Origin of the sequence: Streptomyces sp. NPDC085932 (assembly GCF_044540525.1) — a bacterium.
GTDB lineage: Bacteria > Actinomycetota > Actinomycetes > Streptomycetales > Streptomycetaceae > Streptomyces > Streptomyces levis.
The window spans coordinates 209,435-225,317 of record NZ_JBITSJ010000002.1 but is presented as its reverse complement, the minus strand read 5'-3'; the positions used below and the strand labels follow the sequence as shown (position 1 = coordinate 225,317).

Annotated in this window: 15 protein-coding genes and 1 tRNA gene; 9 read left to right on the top strand and 7 right to left on the bottom strand. The window is 73.8% G+C overall.

The window, feature by feature from the left end; translation table 11 throughout:
* Positions 1-29: 29 nt before the first annotated feature.
* From ACIGAQ_RS10270 to ACIGAQ_RS10260, 3 genes are all read right to left on the bottom strand, one after another.
* A complete protein-coding gene (locus ACIGAQ_RS10270) occupies positions 30-1,343 on the bottom strand; it encodes an ABC transporter substrate-binding protein (RefSeq protein ID WP_399781110.1) in 1,314 nt (437 codons plus the stop codon).
* A gap of 218 nt (positions 1,344-1,561) precedes the next feature.
* The gene (locus ACIGAQ_RS10265; protein ID WP_399781107.1) at positions 1,562-2,950 is read right to left on the bottom strand and encodes an ATP-binding protein; all 1,389 of its coding nucleotides are present in this window, start codon (positions 2,948-2,950) and stop codon (positions 1,562-1,564) included.
* Positions 2,947-3,651: a response regulator transcription factor gene (locus ACIGAQ_RS10260; protein ID WP_362275143.1), complete on the bottom strand. Its 705-nt coding sequence runs from the start codon at positions 3,649-3,651 to the stop codon at positions 2,947-2,949. Before ACIGAQ_RS10260 ends, ACIGAQ_RS10265 begins: the two co-directional genes overlap by 4 nt.
* Before the next feature lie 132 nt (positions 3,652-3,783).
* Here ACIGAQ_RS10260 and ACIGAQ_RS10255 point away from each other — a divergent pair, with 132 nt between their 5' ends.
* A complete protein-coding gene (locus ACIGAQ_RS10255) occupies positions 3,784-4,299 on the top strand; it encodes a hypothetical protein (protein WP_399781104.1) in 516 nt (171 codons plus the stop codon).
* Between the two features lie 13 nt (positions 4,300-4,312).
* Here the strand turns inward: ACIGAQ_RS10255 and ACIGAQ_RS10250 are convergent, their stop codons facing one another.
* Positions 4,313-5,182: a spermidine synthase gene (locus ACIGAQ_RS10250; protein WP_399781101.1), complete on the bottom strand. Its 870-nt coding sequence runs from the start codon at positions 5,180-5,182 to the stop codon at positions 4,313-4,315.
* 93 nt (positions 5,183-5,275) lie between these two features.
* Positions 5,276-5,671: a hypothetical protein gene (locus ACIGAQ_RS10245; protein ID WP_311688115.1), complete on the bottom strand. Its 396-nt coding sequence runs from the start codon at positions 5,669-5,671 to the stop codon at positions 5,276-5,278.
* 300 nt (positions 5,672-5,971) lie between these two features.
* Here ACIGAQ_RS10245 and ACIGAQ_RS10240 point away from each other — a divergent pair, with 300 nt between their 5' ends.
* Entirely contained in the window at positions 5,972-7,423 is a 1,452-nt protein-coding gene (locus ACIGAQ_RS10240; RefSeq protein WP_399781098.1) for a hypothetical protein, read from the top strand.
* Here the strand turns inward: ACIGAQ_RS10240 and ACIGAQ_RS10235 are convergent.
* A complete protein-coding gene (locus ACIGAQ_RS10235) occupies positions 7,420-8,061 on the bottom strand; it encodes a histidine phosphatase family protein (protein WP_362275153.1) in 642 nt (213 codons plus the stop codon). The genes ACIGAQ_RS10240 and ACIGAQ_RS10235 overlap by 4 nt on opposite strands.
* 189 nt (positions 8,062-8,250) lie before the next feature.
* Between ACIGAQ_RS10235 and ACIGAQ_RS10230 the strand changes: the two genes are divergently transcribed.
* From ACIGAQ_RS10230 to ACIGAQ_RS10200, 7 genes are all read left to right on the top strand, one after another.
* A complete protein-coding gene (locus ACIGAQ_RS10230; protein ID WP_311688112.1) occupies positions 8,251-9,204 on the top strand; it encodes a phosphatase PAP2 family protein in 954 nt (317 codons plus the stop codon).
* A complete protein-coding gene (locus ACIGAQ_RS10225; protein WP_399781095.1) occupies positions 9,155-10,276 on the top strand; it encodes a hypothetical protein in 1,122 nt (373 codons plus the stop codon). The genes ACIGAQ_RS10230 and ACIGAQ_RS10225 overlap by 50 nt, the downstream gene beginning before the upstream one ends.
* Positions 10,267-11,859: a hypothetical protein gene (locus ACIGAQ_RS10220; RefSeq protein WP_399781092.1), complete on the top strand. Its 1,593-nt coding sequence runs from the start codon at positions 10,267-10,269 to the stop codon at positions 11,857-11,859. The genes ACIGAQ_RS10225 and ACIGAQ_RS10220 overlap by 10 nt, the downstream gene beginning before the upstream one ends.
* Entirely contained in the window at positions 11,856-13,187 is a 1,332-nt protein-coding gene (locus tag ACIGAQ_RS10215) for an AAA domain-containing protein (RefSeq protein ID WP_399781090.1), read from the top strand. The genes ACIGAQ_RS10220 and ACIGAQ_RS10215 overlap by 4 nt, the downstream gene beginning before the upstream one ends.
* Before the next feature lie 122 nt (positions 13,188-13,309).
* Complete coding sequence (locus ACIGAQ_RS10210; RefSeq protein ID WP_344538056.1) at positions 13,310-13,678, top strand: hypothetical protein; 369 nt, start codon at positions 13,310-13,312, stop codon at positions 13,676-13,678.
* A gap of 123 nt (positions 13,679-13,801) precedes the next feature.
* On the top strand, positions 13,802-14,389 hold the full coding sequence (locus ACIGAQ_RS10205; protein WP_399781086.1) for a bifunctional DNA primase/polymerase: 588 nt from the start codon (positions 13,802-13,804) through the stop codon (positions 14,387-14,389).
* Positions 14,380-14,453 (top strand) — tRNA-Lys (locus ACIGAQ_RS10200). Before ACIGAQ_RS10205 ends, ACIGAQ_RS10200 begins: the two co-directional genes overlap by 10 nt.
* Before the next feature lie 70 nt (positions 14,454-14,523).
* Here ACIGAQ_RS10200 and ACIGAQ_RS10195 read toward each other — a convergent pair.
* The gene (locus ACIGAQ_RS10195) at positions 14,524-15,819 is read right to left on the bottom strand and encodes a M6 family metalloprotease domain-containing protein (protein ID WP_399781082.1); all 1,296 of its coding nucleotides are present in this window, start codon (positions 15,817-15,819) and stop codon (positions 14,524-14,526) included.
* Between the last annotated feature and the right edge of the window lie 64 nt (positions 15,820-15,883).

Genomic DNA, 15,883 nt, shown 5'->3' with positions numbered 1-15,883 from the left:
GGATCCGGGTCGTCGATTCTCCGTCCGGGTCAGGACGACGCGAAGATCGTCTTCTTCTGGCGTTCGATCGACGACAGGATGCCGTCGACGCCCTTGGGGTTGCGCACGAAGTTCTGCAGCGCGGGCTGCATCACCGTGGAGGTGAAGTCCGGGCGGGAGTCGCGGTCCATGAACTGGGTGAGGCTCTTCGCGCCGGAGATCATCTCGTAGGCCTTCTTCTGCAGGGCGCTGTACGCGGAGGTGTCGGCCTTGGTGGAGGCGGCCACGACGTTGGGGTCGGACTTGAGGTAGATCTCCTCGGCCTCCGCTGTGCCCAGGTACTCCAGGAGCTTGACGGCGCCCGCCTTGTTCTTCGGGTCCTTCGAGAGCATGAAGCCGTCGGTCGGCGCCTCGACGGTGTCCTGCCCGAACTGCGGGTCGATCTCGGGGAAGGCGAAGAAGTCGAGGTCGTCCAGGTCGGCCTTGTCGGTGAACTGCTGGCCGACGAACGTGCCCAGCACGTACATGCCGGCCTTCTTCGCCACCAGCGTCTGCGCCGCGTCCTGCCAGGTGCGGCCCACCGCGCCCTCCTGGTGGTAGGGCAGGATCTCCGTCCAGTGGTCGAAGACCTTGCGCACCTTTGCGTCCGTCCAGGAGGCCTTGCCCGCCATCAGTTCGACGTGGAAGTCGTAGCCGTTGGTGCGGAAGTTGATCTGGTCGAAGGTGCCCATCGCGGGCCAGGCGTCCTTGTCGCCGAAGGCGATCGGGACGAGTCCGTCCTTCTGCATCCGCTTGCACAGGGCGACGAAGTCGTCCCAGGTGGCGGGGATTTCGTAGCCGTGCCGGGCGAAGACGCTCTTCCGGTAGAACACCGCCCACGGGTACGTGTACAGCGGGACGAAGTAGTACGTGCCGTCCTCGCCCTTGCTGAGCTTCTTCATCGCCTCGGGGAAGTTCCCGCCGATCTTCTGCCACACGTCGTCGATCGGGGTGGCGAGCTTCTTCGCGGCGAAGAACTGCATCCGGTAGCCGGCGAACCAGGTGAACACGTCGTCCGGCGTGCCCTGGAGGTAGGAGTTGATCTGCTCCTGGAACGTGTTGTGGTCCTTGGTGTTCACGTCGACCTCGATGCCGGACTTCTTCGTGAAGGCGGCGTAGATCTCCGCGAAGGCTTTCTTCGGCACCGCGTCCGAGGAGTTCGAGCCCAGGCTGACCGTCTTCGGGTCGGCTGCCGTGCCGCTGCCGCCGCAGGCGCCGAGCAGGGGTATGCCCGCGCCGAGCAGGGCCGCGCCGCCCATGCCGCGCAGTACCGTGCGGCGGCCGGGAGCGGGTCGGGTGGATGCGGGGAGGGAGAGATCGCGCATGAACGGCTCCTGAGGGCAGGGTTCGGTCACGTGGGTGCGGCGCGAAAGCCGGTCGCAATCGACCAGAAATCAACTTGACCGAACACGGTGGCGCAATAACAGTCGTAGTGCGGCCATGCGTCAAGAGCCGCATCATCCATTTGTCGAAACGTGACCGACCCGTGGGCCATCGCCTCACGGGTGCTTGTGCGACCGCCCCCTGGCCGGCGCCCGGTGCCTCAGGAGTGCTTGAAGGCCGCGGCCGGCCGGCCGCGCCGCCGGCGCCGCAGGCGGCGGTGCCCTTCGCCGGACGGGGCGCGTCCGTCCAGCTGGATCCAGATGCGCACCTCGGTCCCGCCGAGCACCGAGGAGCCGATGCGGACGTCCCCGCCCGTGGACTCCGCGAGCCGGCGCACGATGTCCAGGCCGAGCCCGGTCGAGCCGTCGCTGCCGGAGCCGCGGCCGCGCGCCATGGCGGCCTCGGGGTCGGGTATGCCGGGTCCCGCGTCGGACACGAGGACGATCACCGCGTCCTCGGCGTTGTGCACGTCGACCGCGAAGGCCGTGCCCTCCGGGGTGTGCCGGAAGACGTTGCCGAGCAGCGCGTCCAGCGCGGCGGCCAGGTCGGCGCGGGCCACGGGGATGCGCACCGGCCGGTCGGCCCCGGCCACCCGCCACTTGCGGCCCTCGTCCTCCGCGAGCGCGGACCAGAACGCCATCCGCTCCCGCACCACCTCGGCGGCGTCGCACCCGGCGCCGGGCCCCGCGGCGGCCGTCTGCGGTTTGGCCTCCCGGGCCGTACGGATGATCGTGTCGACCTCGCGCTCCAGTTGCTCCACCGCGGTCCGGGTCTGCTCCGCGGCCGGTCCCTCGCCCAGCGAGGCGGTGTTCAGCCGCAGCACGGTCAGGGGCGTGCGCAGCCGGTGGGACAGGTCGGCCGCCAGCTCCCGCTCGTTGGCCAGCAGTTGCACCACCTGGTCGGCCATGGAGTTGAACGCGACCGCCGCGAGCCGCAGTTCACTCGGGCCCTCCTCCGGGACACGGGCGCCGAGCTTGCCCTCGCCCAGTTCGTGCGCCCCCTCGACCAGGCGCCGGGCGGGCAGGACCATGCGCACGCCGAGCCGGTCGGCGACCGCGACGGAACCGACGATCAGCGCGATCCCCACCCCGGCGAGCACCGCCCAGGCCGTGCCCACGCCGTTGGTGACCTCGGACTCCGGCACGTACACCTCGACGACCGCGATCTCGCCGGTGCTGAGCGCGACCGGCTGGAGCAGCGTGGAGCCGCCGGGGACGTTGGTGGTGGAGGCGCGGCCCAGTCTTCGCACGGCCGCGATGTCCTGGCCGGCGGCGCGCTGCCGCCCCAGTCGGAGGGCGCGCTGGCCGTCCCCGGCGGGTATGTGCACGGCCATCCCGGCGTCGGAGCCCGCCGAGGCGACGACCCGCTCCAGCTGGTCACGGTCGGTGGTGATGGACAGGGCGGGGGCGACGGCCGCGGCCTCCCGCTCGGCGTTGGAGAAGGCACGGTCCCGGGCCATCTCGCGGATGACGAGCCCGAGCGGCACGGCGAAGGCGAGCACGACCATCGTGGTCACGGCCAGCGACACCTTGACCAGGGCCCACCTCATCGCGGCGCCTCCGCCCCGGGCGGTTCGAGCTTCACGCCGACGCCCCGCAGGGTGTGCAGATAACGGGGGTTGGCGGCCGTCTCGCCCAGTTTCCGCCGGAGCCAGGACAGATGGACGTCGATGGTCTGGTCGTCACCGTAGGACTGCTGCCAGACCTCGGCGAGCAGTTCCTTGCGCGGGACGACGACTCCGGGCCGGCGGGCCAGGAAGGCGAGCAGGTCGAACTCGCGGCGGGTGAGGTCCAGTCGGGCGCCGTCCAACTCCGCCTGGCGGCGCAGCGGGTCGACGGTCAGGCCGCCGACGCGGAGCACGGGCGAGGGCTCCGTCTCCCCGGTGGCGGAGCGGGCGCGGCGCAGCACGGCGGCCATGCGGGCCGAGAGGTGCTCGACCGAGAAGGGCTTGGTGAGGTAGTCGTCCGCCCCGGCGTTCAGCAGCCGGACGATCTCCGTCTCGTCGTCCCGGGCGGTGGCGATGATCACCGGTACGTCCGTGATGCCGCGCAGCATCTTCAGGGCCTCGGACCCGTCGAGATCGGGCAGTCCGAGGTCCAGGATGACCACGTCGAAACGGAAATGGGCGACCTCGCGCAGCGCTTCCAGCGCCGTCCCGACGCTGCGCACGGTGTGCGAGGCGTCGGTGAGGTGCCGGATGAGCGCCGAGCGTACGAACGGGTCGTCCTCGACCACGAGCACACTTGCCATGCGCCGCACCGTACGCCATCTCCCACAGCCGGGTGCGGGCCTGTGGACAACTTCCGTGGTGGGGACAACGAGTGCACCCGCGGGGTCCGTGTGTGGACAACGCCCGGGACCCGTGAGGCAGGATGGCCCGCGATGCGCAGAGGACTCGTTCACGCACTGGCCTGGCTGCTCGCCACGGGCGCGGCGGTCACGCTGTCGTGGTGGGGTGTCCACACGGTGATGGCGGGCACGGCCTACGACCCGCCGCGGGCCCTGCCCATCAAGGCCGCCGAGGCGAAGGCGCCGGAGCCGACGCCGCCGGCCACACCGCGCGAGCGCGCACCCGAGCCGAAGCGGACCCCTTCGGCCGCACCACCCTCGACGACGGCGAAGCCGGCGCCCTCCCCCACCCGGACACCCGGCCCTTCCCCCTCACCCGCCGCCACGGGCCGGGTCAAGAGCTACGCCACCGACGGCGGCCGGGCGGTGTTCGACCTCGGGCCGGCGTCCGCCTCGCTCGTCTCGGCGACTCCCGGCGCGGGCTGGTCGATGCAGGTGTGGAAGACGGAGTCGTGGATCCGCGTGGAGTTCTCCCGGGGCGCGGAGCGGGTGTCGGTGTTCTGCACCTGGCACGACGGGCCGCCGCGGGTGGAGATCGGGACCTACTGACCGGCGTCGGGGCTCAGCGGAACACCGAGGTCGGCGGGGCCGGCGACGCCACCGCGGCGACGTCCGTCACGGGCACGGCTCCGCCGGTGAAGTCGAGGAGCGTCCTGCCGTGCTCGACCCGTGCGGGATGCGGGTCGGAGGCGGCGCGGCGGGTCAGCTCGGCGATCGGCAGCGGCGCGTCGGAGGCGACCAGGACGGCGTTGCCGAAGCGTTTGCCGCGCAGCACCGCCGGGTCCGCGATCAGTGCGAGTTGCTCGAATCGGGCCGCGGCGGTGGCGATCTGGCCGCGCAGGTGGGTCAGCGGCGGCCCGTCGGCGAGGTTGGCGGCGTGCACCCCGCCCGGCCTGAGGGCCCTGCGGATGTCGTCGAGGAACTCGGTCGAGGTCAGGTGGGCCGGCGTCCGGGCCCCGCTGAACACGTCGGTGATGACGAGGTCGGCCCAGCCGTCCGGCACCTTGGCCAGTCCCTCGCGGGCGTCGGTGGAGCGCACCCGTATGCGCGCGTTCGGGTCCAGGGGCAGTTCGCGGCGGACCAGCCGGACCAGGGCCGCGTCCCGCTCGACGACCTGCTGGGTGGAGCGGGGGCGGGTGGCGGCGAGGTAGCGGGCGAGGGTGAACGCGCCTCCTCCGAGATGCACGGCGTGCAGCGGCCGGCCCGGCGGGGCGACGAGGTCGACGACGTGTCCGAGGCGGCGCTGGTACTCGAAGGACAGATGGGCCGGGTCGTCCGGGTCGACGTGCGACTGCGGAGCTCCGTCGATCACCAGGGTCCGGGCGCGGGGCCGGTCGCGGTCGGGGATCAGCTCGGCGAGCCCGCCGTCGACCCTCTCGACGACGGACTGCGCGTCGGCCTGCCGGCGCCGGCCGCTCCTGGACTTTCCCATGGGGTCATTATCGGGGCGCCCCGGTGAGCGGCACGTACGCCCGCCGGAACGCGGCCCTGCCCCCGCGGCGGCCGCCTCGACGCAGCCGCCGCCTCAACGGCAGCTGTCGGCCGCCTCGATCGTGCGGGCGGCCTCGCCCAGGGCTCTGCGCAGCACCGCCGGGTCCGTCGCGAGGTCCGCCTCTCCCGGCGGCAGCAGCCAGTCCGAGCCCTCGACCGGGGGCCGGGGCGCGAGGGTCAGGCCGCGTCCGTCGGTCCCCGTGCAGGTGCTGCCCGGCACGTCCCAGGCCGCGGCCGTGCCCGGGGGGACCAGGAAGCCGAGCGTGCCGCCCCCGTCGTCGTGCAGCACGGGCCCCACCGCCTCCCCCGGTCCGCGCCGCAGGATGTCGACCGCCTCCAGCCCCTGCCGCGCCGGCACCGTCACCACATCGCAGCCCACCGCCGGCGTACTCGGCGGCGTACGAGGATCGTTGATCCGGCTGGTCGTCATCCCGGCCTCCACCACGAAAACCCCTGCTTGGACGAGCGGTCGGGAGACGGGGCCTCCTCCCGGTCCACAGGGTTCAACGCGGCGGTCCGTCAACGGCTACGGCGGAAGTCAGCCGCAAAGGATGGCACTTCATGGCAGATCACGGATGAGATATCCGGTTTGTAGCCAAACTCAGCGTGAGGACTCCGACACAGCAGGTACGTTCTTGCTCGCCGGACACAGGGCCGACGATGCGGACGAAACGTCCCAAGTCGCCGTGTATCCGGCATGGTTCGACGGTTCGCACGAGAGGACCCGGCCATGGCGTCGTCAGCGGCGACCTCGTCTCGACCCGATCGGCCTGCACGGCCGAATCTCGCCTTCCGGCGGCTGCGCGGACAGCGCTCACCGGCCGAGTTCGCCGCGCTGATCCGCCGGGCCGCCCTGGAGATCGGCGAGCAGGTCAGCTGTGACGCGCGCTACATCGGCCGGGTCGAGGCGGGTGAGATCCGCTGCCCCAACTACGCATACGAACGGGTGTTCCTGCACATGTTCCCGGGCCGCACGCTCACCGACCTGGGGTTCGCGCCCCGCTCGTCCGTCCGCGGACGCCGGGCGCGCGACACCGAGAACGCGCCCTGGACGCGCACCACGAACCCGGCGGACGCCACGCGTGAGACCAGCGGGGCGTGCGAGCCGTATGTCACGCAGGACCCGTACGACCCGCACCACCCGCACGACACCTACGAGGAGAGCGACGTGCTACGTCGCGCATTCATGACCGGCGGGGGCGCCACGGTGGCCGCCGCCACACTGGGGCCCGTCGGCCTCGCCCGCGACGCCTCGGCGGCACAGCGCCCCGGGCGCCGCGTCGGGGCGAGCGACGCGGGCGCCCTGGAAGAAGCCGTGCGCCGGATCCGGCTGCTCGACGACCGGCACGGCGCCGACGGCCTCTACCGCCGCGCGGCCGCCCCGCTGCGCGCCGCCTACGCCCTGCTCGACGCCGCGGCGACCCGGCAGACGACGGCGGACCGGCTCTACTCGGGCGCCGGGGAACTGGCCATCTCCGTGGGCTGGCTGGCCCACGACTCGGGCCGCTTCGACGACGCCCGCTCCCACTACGCCGAGGCCCTGGCGACCGCCCGGATGACGGGTGACCCGGGCCTGGAGGCGCACGCCTTCTGCAACACGGCGTTCCTCGCGCGCGACGCGGGCCGGCCGCGCGAGGCGGTCCGGGCGGCGCAGGCCGCGCAGCGCGTCGCCCGGCCCGTGGGGTCGGCCCGGCTGATGTCCCTGCTCGCGCTGCGCGAGGCGGGCGGCTGGGCCGGCCTCGCCGACCGCGTCGCCTGCGAGCAGGCCCTGGCCCGGGCGCAGACCCTCTTCGAACGGGGTCCCTCGGAAGCCGACCCCGAGTGGATGAGCTTCTACGGCGAGGCCGAACTGGAGGGCCTGGAGGCGCAGTGCTGGTCGACGCTGGGCGACTGGCCCCGCGCGGCACGGCACGCGCGGCGGGCGGCGGAACTGCAGGACCCGCACTTCACGCGGAACATCGCCCTGTACACGGCGGAGCTGGCGGACGACCTGGCCCGCGGGGGGCGGCCGGACGAGGCCGCGATGGCGGGGATGCGGGTGCTGGACTTGCTGGAGGAGGTCCAGTCGTCCCGGATCCAGACGATGCTGGCGGCCACCGCGCGGGTGCTGGCACCGCACCGGAGGGCTTCGGGGGTGTCGGCGTTCCTGGACCGGTACGCCTCCCTGCCCCGGACGACCTAGGAGCGGCAGGCGTCGCGGGGCAGGAGGGACTGTGCGGACCCGTCCTGGGCCAGGTGGCCGAGGTCGTTCCAGCTCTCGATCGCGGGCTCGCCGTAGGCCCAGCCCAGCACCGACAGGGACGTCGGGTTGAGCCGTATCCGGGCCGCGAAGTCGATCGGCAGGCCGAGCCAGCGCGCGCCGATGGAGCGCAGGATGTGCCCGTGGGCGAAGACCAGGACGTCCCGGTCCGCCGAGCGCGCCCAGGCGACCACCTCGTCCGCCCGGGCCGTGATCTCGGCGAGGGTCTCGCCCTCGGGGACGCCGTCGCGCCAGATGAGCCAGCCGGGCCGGACGGCCTGGATGTCCGCCGGGGTCATGCCCTCGTACGCCCCGTAGTCCCACTCCAGCAGCGCGTCCCAGGCCCGCGCGCGGTCGCCGAAACCGGCCAGCTCGCACGTCTCACGCGCGCGTGCCAGCGGGCTGGTGCGCACCTCGGCCGCGGGCAGGCCCTCGTACGGCGCCCGGTGCAGGCGCTCCCCGAGCAGCTTGGCACCGCGCCGGCCCTCCTCCAGGAGGGGTACGTCCGTCCTGCCGGTGTGCTTGCCGGACAGGGACCACTCGGTCTGTCCGTGGCGGGCCAGCAGGATGCGCGGAGCCATGGGGAACCTTTCCGGAGGAAGAACGCAAGCGGAACTCCTCCATCATCGCGCACCCCCTCCGCGGGCAACCCGGGGGGCGATCTCTGCGTCTTTGAGGGCCGGAGGGCGCCCCCAGGGCGAGCCCGTACGCCGTAAAGTGGCACGACCGGACGGCCGGGCGCCGCGTGAGAAGAAGGGGGAGGGCATCGGATGCCGCACACCGAGACACCGGGCACCGAGGCGGACCCCGCCCCGCGGTTGCGCTGGTGGACCGAGCTGCCGCTGATCCTTCTGGTGTACGCGTGCTACTCGGCGGGCCGGCTCCTCGCCCGGGGCGACGTCTCCACGGCGGTCGACCACGGTCTGGCGCTGCTGCGCTTCGAGAAGGCGCTGTACCTGAACTTCGAGCACCCCCTCAACCGCCTCTTCACGCGCGAGCCCTGGATAGGCATACCCGCCGACTTCTGGTACGCGTCGCTGCACTACGTGGTGACCCCGGCCCTCCTGGTGTGGCTCTTCCGCTCCCGGGCCGTGCGCTACCGCGCCGCGCGCACCTGGCTGATGACGTCCACCCTCATCGGCCTGATCGGCTTCACGCTGCTGCCGACGTGCCCGCCCCGGCTCCTCGACGCGAGCCACGGTTTCGTGGACACGATGGCGCAGTACAGCTCCTACGGCTGGTGGGGAGGCGCGGCGAGCGCCCCGCGCGGCATGGGCGGCATGACCAACCAGTACGCGGCGATGCCGAGCCTGCACGTGGGCTGGGCCTTGTGGTGCGGCGTGATCCTGTGGCGCTACGGCGGGACGCGCCTGGCGAAGGCGGCCGGTGTCGCCTACCCCCTGATCACCACGATCGTGGTGATGGGCACCGCCAACCACTACTTCCTCGACGCGGTCGCGGGCGCGGCCGTCATGGGCGCCGGGCTGCTGCTGGCGCCGCTGGTGATGCGGACGGCCGACCGGGTCAAGGCACGGTTCGTGCCGCGCGTCGCACCGGTCCCGGCGGACACTTCCGCCGCGGGTTCCTCGATTGTCAGTGCCGGATGCCAGACTTCCGCGGGTGAGCGAATTCCACGGCAGCGCGAGTCCCGGTTCGGAGCGGGAGCCGAGCCGAGTGCCTCCCCCCAGGACGCGGGGGACGGCGCTCCGGCAGCGGCTCGCTGAGCTGCGCGGCCCGGACGTCCCCGCCAAGGCACTGGACGCGCGCGCCCTGGCCGCGCTGGCCGCCAACCCCGGCTGCGCGCGGCGCGCGATCCTCGACGGCGCCGGGGTGAACAAGACAGCCCTGGCGAGCGCGCTGGGCGCGCCGTCGGCCTTCGGGCAGTCGCAGTTCGCGCTCACCCGGGGCAACGCCTTCGAGGCGAAGGTGAAGGCCGACGGCGGTGCGGAGCTGCTGCGGCTGGTGCACGAGAAGCTGGACCGCTTGGCCGAGCCGCCCGCCGAGGCGCGGGTGCCCGACCTGACCGCGACCGGCCCCCAGGGGCGTACGGCCCGTACCGCGCTGGAGCTGCGGGAGGCCGCCGCGCACCCCGGCGCGTGGACGCTCCTCGACCACCCGATGCTCGCGCTGGACGTCGCGGGCTCCCCCGCGTTCCTGGAGCCGGACGCGGTGGTGGTCCACCCGGACGGCAGCTGGACGGTCGTGGAGATCAAGTCCTTCCCGCTGCTGGACGGTTCGGCGGACCCGGCGAAGGTCGGGGCGGCGGCCCGGCAGGCGGCGGTGTACGTGCTGGCGCTGGAGGAGGTCGCGGCCCGGCTGGATCCGGCCCCGCGCGTGCGTCACCGGATCCTGCTGGTCTGCCCCCGGGACTTCTCCAACCACCCGGCCGCCTCCGCCGTGGACGTGCGCAAGCAGCGCGCGGTGACGGCCCGCCAGCTGGCCCGGCTCACCCGCATCGAGGACATCGCCGACGCACTGCCCGAGGGCACGTGCTTCTCGCCCGAGCTGCCGGCCGAGGAGTTGACGGCGGCCGTGGAGTCGGTGCCGGCGACGTACGCGCCCGAGTGCCTGTCCGCGTGCGAGCTGGCCTTCCACTGCCGGTCGCGCTCCCGTGAGACGGGCGCGGTGACCTCGCTCGGCCGTGCGGTGCGGGCGGAGCTGGGCGGTCTGACGACCGTGGAGGACGTCCTGGCGGCGGCCCGCGGCGAGGCCGGCGATCCCTCCGACCCGGCGGTGGCGGCCCTGCGCCGCGCGGCCACCCTGCGCGCCGAGGCCCTGGAGGCGGCGTGTCGCTGATCTCCACCCTGGCCCGCCTGGAAGCCGTCAGCACCGGCCGCGCCCAGCCCGCCGCCACCGTCCGGCACCGCCACCTGTCCGACCGTCCGCTGGTGTTCGTGCCGCTCATCACCGCCGGTGAGGCCGGTGCCCCGCTCGGCGCGCTGGTCGGCACCGACCGGGACGCGCCGCGTCTGCTGGTCGTCCCGCAGCCCCGCGACCGGGACCTGAGGTTCGCGTTCCTGGCCGACCTGGCCGACGTGGTCCTGCCGTACGTCGACGGCTATGCGGACGTGGTGGAGGCCGCCGAGCGCACCGAGACCGACCCGGAGACCGGCAAGCGGGTCAAGGTCGAGGTCGACCTGTGCGCGGACGCGCCCCAGCTGGTGGTGCCGAGCCGGGCGGGCATCGACCTGGTGCGGCTGCTCGGGCGGTCCACGCGCTTCCGGCGTACGGCCGAGCAGGACCCGGAGGCGCCCTACCCGGCGCCGCCACGGGTGCCGCTGCTCGGGCGGTGGCTGACGCACTTCGGGGAGCGGGCCCGGGTGCCCGGCTCCTCGCTGCTGCTGGCGATGACCGACGTGCTCGGCCGGCACTGGGCGACCGGGCAGTCCACCCTGGAGGACCAGCACCTGGGGGCGCTGCTCGCCTGGATCGACCCGCCCGACGGCGTCACCGGCGCGGAAGCGGCACTCAGGGCCGAGCTGGAGCGGGACGCGCAGGGGCAGCTGACGTGTCCCCCGGCCGGCCCGGCCACCGACCCCGCCTTCGACAACAAGCTCCTCGCCCCGGCCATCGAGCGCTACGACCGGGCCCGCACGGCCCTGGCCGCCGCCGAGGACGGTCTGGAGGCCGACGAGCGGCTGGGCGCGGTGACCGCCGCCGAGCGGGAGATCCGCGACCTGGTGCTCAGCCGCACCCGGCCCACCTGGGACGCGGTCTGGCGGGGCCTGGACCTGCTGCGCGCGCTGCCCCCGGGGGCGCACGTCGAGGAGCGGTGGACCCGCGACCGCTGGTCGTTCACCGGCCACCGCGACCGCGTGCTGGCGGGTGAGCCGCCGCAACCACGCCGCGACGACGCCGTCACCGCCGCGAACAAGCTCGCCACCCGCGAGCGCGAGCAGGCCCGGCTGGAGGCGCAGGAGGCCCTCGACGACCCGCTGGTGATGGCGGGCCGGCGGCTGTCCGGGGAGGCGTTCGCGGGCGAGGTCACCGACGTCGTGATGGCGTACAGCGACGGCAAGCGCCCCAGCCCCCGCCCCCTGGTCACGGTCCGCACGGACGACCGGCCGCATCTCGGTCAGCGCACGAAGGTGTACCGGTCGCTGGGCGGCAAGCCGCAGTCGGCGGAGTTCGTCGCGGCCGAGGAGGACGGCGCGTACGTGGTGCTGCGGATCCTCGACAAGATGGGCCGCGGCAAGGAGCCCGAGCCGGGGTCGGTGCCGGAGAAGGGCGACCGGGTCTGCTTCACGCTCTTCGAGCACGAGCAGCGGGGCGGCGCGAAGCTGCCCGACCCGGAGGAGACACCGTGGACACACGGCGGGCCGCCCGGCGAGGCGACCCTGGAGGCCGCCGACCCGGTGACCGAGGAGGATGTGCTGTGACCACGGTGTTCGACCCCTCGACGGCCGCGGCCCGGGCGACCGAGGCGATCCTGCACGACACGCTGCACGGCACCGCGCGCGGAGTCGTCGTGGACTCCCCGCCCGGCGCGGGCAAGTCGACCCTGGTGGTGCGCGCGGCGCTGGAGCTGGCCGAGGCCGGTCACCCCCTGATGGTGGTCGCGCAGACCAACGCCCAGGTCGACGACCTCGTCCTGCGGCTCGCCGCGAAGAATCCCGAGCTGCCCGTGGGGCGGCTGCACAGCAGTGACGCCGACCCGTACGACAAGGCGCTCGACGCCCTGGACAACGTCCGCACGTCGGCGAAGGCGCCCGACCTCGCCGGGCTGCCGGTGGTGATCTCCACGGCGGCGAAGTGGGCGCACGTGAGGACCGACGAGCCCTGGCGGTACGCGATCGTCGACGAGGCCTACCAGATGCGCTCGGACGCCCTGCTCGCGGTGGCCGGGCTGTTCGAGCGGGCGCTGTTCGTGGGCGACCCGGGGCAGCTGGACCCGTTCGCGATCGTGGGCAGCGAGCAGTGGGCGGGCCTGGCCTACGACCCGTCGGCCTCGGCGGTGTCGACCCTGCTCGCGCACAACCCGGACCTGCCCCAGCACCGCCTGCCGGTGTCCTGGCGGCTGCCGGCCTCGGCGGCGCCCCTGGTCTCGGACGCCTTCTACCCGTACACGCCGTTCCGCAGCGGCACCGGCCCCGGCGACCGCGCCCTGTCCTTCGCGGTGCCGTCGGACGGCTCGGGCCCCGACCGGGTGATCGACGAGGCGGCGGCGTCGGGCTGGGGCCTGCTGGAGCTGCCCGCCCGGCACACCCCGCGCACGGACCCGGAGGCGGTGCGGGCGGTGGCGACGGTGGTGCGCCGCCTGCTGGACCGCGGCGGCGCGGCGACCTCGGAGCTCCCGGACCCCTCGCCGCTGACGGCCGACCGGATCGCCGTGGGCACGGCACACCGGGACCAGGCGGCCGCGATCCGCGCGGCCCTGGCGGAACTCGGCGTGACCGACGTGGTCGTGGACACGGCCAACCGGCTCCAGGGCCGTGAGTACGACGTCACGGTGGTGCTGCACCCGCTGTCCGGCCGCCCCGACGCCACCGCCTTCCACCTGGAGACGGGCCGGCTGTGCGTCCTGGCCTCCCGCCACCGGCACGCCTGCGTCGTGGTGTGCCGGGCAGGGGTGACCGACCTGCTGGACGACTATCCGTCGACGGAGCCGGTGCAGCTGGGGACGGTGGTGAAGTTTCCCGACGGCTGGGAGGCCAACCACGCGGTCCTGGCGCATCTGGCCGAACATCGCGTGTCCTGGCAGCCGTAGCGAACGCGGGGTGGTGGGGCGTCCGTATCCACCACGCCGATGCCCACTTGCGCGCCCGCGCGACAATGGACGGTGGCCCGCTCCACCGGGAGGGTCAGCGCGACGTACGAGGAGGAGAAGACATGGCGGAGCCCACGCCGCGTCGGAACGAACCGCGGCTACGCCCCGCGCCCCTGCTCTTCGAGCCCGCGGAGGCGGCCTCGGACCCCGAGCACTTCTTCGACCTCGAGTCGATCGACGACCCCCGGGCGCTGCTGTCCCGGGCCACGGAGCTGACCCTGGCCTTCCGGGCGGCGGCGGACCGGGCGGTGGAGTTCCAGGCGATGGCGGCGGCGCAGCTGGCCGATCCGCGCCGGTTCGACCGGCTGACGACGGCGGACATCGCCGAGCGGGCCGAGTGGACCGAGGACTACGCCAAGAAGATGGTCGAGTTCGGCCGGGACCTGATGCGGGGCGACGCCGAGGGCCGGGGCCCCGGCGACCCGGTCTAGGACGGACGCCGCCCGATCACCCGGCATATGCCAGGCGGGCAAGATACCCCCGCCCACCCGCTCCTGTCCCGGTTTTCCGCAACCCTCGGGAACCGCGTGCTCACGCCCGGTACACCTGGAGGCATGAGCAGCGCATGGAACGCCTCCCGTGTCACCTCGGACGGAGCCGCCTGGCTCGCCTCGGCAGGAACGTATCCGCGAAGCACGCTCGCCCTCTGGGAGGAGCGGCCGGACGCGCCGGTCGTACTGCCCTGCGGTTCGGTCTTCGACGTGGTCAGCGCGCCCGTGATGTTCGGGCGGCGGATGCTGGACCGGCTGTGGGACGACGGGCCCGGCTCGGGTCCGGTGGCGGAGTACCGGGGCCGGATGCTGCTGTTCGCCGCGCCCGGCACGGCCCAGCGGCTGCCCGCACTGCTGGAGTGGGAGGAGTGGGGCGCCCACGCCCGGGGCGCCCGGCAGGGCTGCCGCACGGACGCCGTGCCCCCGCTGCTGTGCCACGGCACCGGCGACGCGGTGACCGTCCCGGCCCCGGCGGGGAGCGTCTCCCGGTCCCGCTGGCTCGTCGCGCCCGACACCCGTCAGCCCTGGCTCCCCGGCCCCGAGGTCCTGCTCTGGGCGGCGGTACGGGCGGCCAGGTCCGCCGTGCGGATTTCGATTTTTCCTCCCGCCGACCAGGGTGCTAAGGTCTACGACGTCAGCAGGCGCCGCTAGCTCAGTTGGTTAGAGCAGCTGACTCTTAATCAGCGGGTCCGGGGTTCGAGTCCCTGGCGGCGCACGACAGTGAAAGGCCCTCTCGCGAGAGCGAGGGGGCCTTTCGCATGCGGCGGGACGGCGTCGGTGCGGCGTCAGTGACCGACGCCGATCTTCACGGTCCACGCCCCCGCGGCCGTCCGGCCCTCCACCTCCACCCGTACGCCCTCGCCCGGCACCGTGAAGCTCTCGCCGAGGGCGATCGGGGCGTCCGCCAGGGGCGGGTAGACCGAGTCCTCCCAGCAGGCCTCCGTGCGCGGATGGGCGTCGATCACCTGGATCGGCCCGCCCCCGGACTGCGCCCCGCCGCGCACCCGGTACACCAGCACCCCCTGCCGGCAGGCGGCCGCGTCGTTGCCCGCGGGCCCCCGTGCCTCGAAGGCGAGCACGCTGTCCCGCCCGGTGCGCACGACGGCGAGCTTGGTCCCCCGCCCGAGCCCGAAGGACGGCGACCCGGCGGCGCCCTCCACCGGCACGCCCGGTCCCGCCGCCAGCGGCTCCAGGGTCAGCCGTGCGGGCGCGGCGTCCTGGACGCAGCGCACCTGCCGCGAGTCCAGCCAGCCCAGCTTCCACTTGTGCCAGCCGAACAGATCCGGGGCGAGTCCGAACTGGCTGCCCATCAGGTCCCAGTCGCCGACATGCGTGTCCCAGTCGCCCTTGCCGTCGGCGGGCCGGTGGTACAGATCGGGCAGATCGAACACATGGCCGGTCTCATGGGCGAGGACCAGCCGGTCCGGCGGGTGCTGCTCGAACACCGTGACGATCCGGCGCAGATCGGTGCCGTCGGCCCGCAGCGGACTCGTCAGGTTCACCACCTTGGTCGCGTCGGAGTCCACGCCGGGCGCGTCCGGGTCGGCGACGAAGTACACGACGTCGTAGCGCGAGAAGTCGACCCGGGGGTCGGCCACGGCGAGCGCGTCCCGCAGGTACGCGGACCGGTGCTCGGGGCTCCAGTCGCGCTGTATGGCGTACGCCGTGGACGGCTGCGGCATCCGGATCCAGTGCCCGAGCGCGTGCGGCCGCAGGGTGAACCGGCCATAGGAGGCCCGTTCGAAGAAGCGCGTGGTCGCCGGGAAGTGGTCGGCGGTCAGCTCCTGCGGCGTGGTCAGCGGATGGGCGTCCGGGAACGACAGGAAGACCATGACGGCGTCCAGGGCCCGGGCCGGCCGGGGATAGGCGGCGTTCCAGGTGTCCAGGCCCTCCGAGTGGTGGGCGTCGGTGCGCGTCAGGGCGCAGGGCGCGGCCGAGTCGGTCTCGGCGGCCGAGGGACCGGTGCCGAGCGAGGTCGCGGCGAGGGCCGACATGGTGGTGAACACGGCCGCGGTGCTGCGCAGTCGGGCGCGCGGAAACGGACGCGGCACGGGTACCTCCGGGTACGGTTCGCGGGACACCGCACCCAGCCTGTGGGGAATTGTCGTACTGCGCCCTGTTTGCCTGCACCACTTGGGTGAAGGG

Coding starts and splice junctions, on each gene's coding strand:
- ACIGAQ_RS10210 (WP_344538056.1), top strand. CDS start 13,310: ATGGCGGAGCCCACGCCGCGTCGGAACGAACCGCGGCTACGCCCCGCG.
- ACIGAQ_RS10270 (WP_399781110.1), bottom strand. CDS start 1,343: ATGCGCGATCTCTCCCTCCCCGCATCCACCCGACCCGCTCCCGGCCGC.
- ACIGAQ_RS10240 (WP_399781098.1), top strand. CDS start 5,972: ATGGCGTCGTCAGCGGCGACCTCGTCTCGACCCGATCGGCCTGCACGG.
- ACIGAQ_RS10260 (WP_362275143.1), bottom strand. CDS start 3,651: ATGGCAAGTGTGCTCGTGGTCGAGGACGACCCGTTCGTACGCTCGGCG.
- ACIGAQ_RS10255 (WP_399781104.1), top strand. CDS start 3,784: ATGCGCAGAGGACTCGTTCACGCACTGGCCTGGCTGCTCGCCACGGGC.
- ACIGAQ_RS10265 (WP_399781107.1), bottom strand. CDS start 2,950: ATGAGGTGGGCCCTGGTCAAGGTGTCGCTGGCCGTGACCACGATGGTC.
- ACIGAQ_RS10245 (WP_311688115.1), bottom strand. CDS start 5,671: ATGACGACCAGCCGGATCAACGATCCTCGTACGCCGCCGAGTACGCCG.
- ACIGAQ_RS10235 (WP_362275153.1), bottom strand. CDS start 8,061: ATGGCTCCGCGCATCCTGCTGGCCCGCCACGGACAGACCGAGTGGTCC.
- ACIGAQ_RS10205 (WP_399781086.1), top strand. CDS start 13,802: ATGAGCAGCGCATGGAACGCCTCCCGTGTCACCTCGGACGGAGCCGCC.
- ACIGAQ_RS10230 (WP_311688112.1), top strand. CDS start 8,251: ATGCCGCACACCGAGACACCGGGCACCGAGGCGGACCCCGCCCCGCGG.
- ACIGAQ_RS10250 (WP_399781101.1), bottom strand. CDS start 5,182: ATGGGAAAGTCCAGGAGCGGCCGGCGCCGGCAGGCCGACGCGCAGTCC.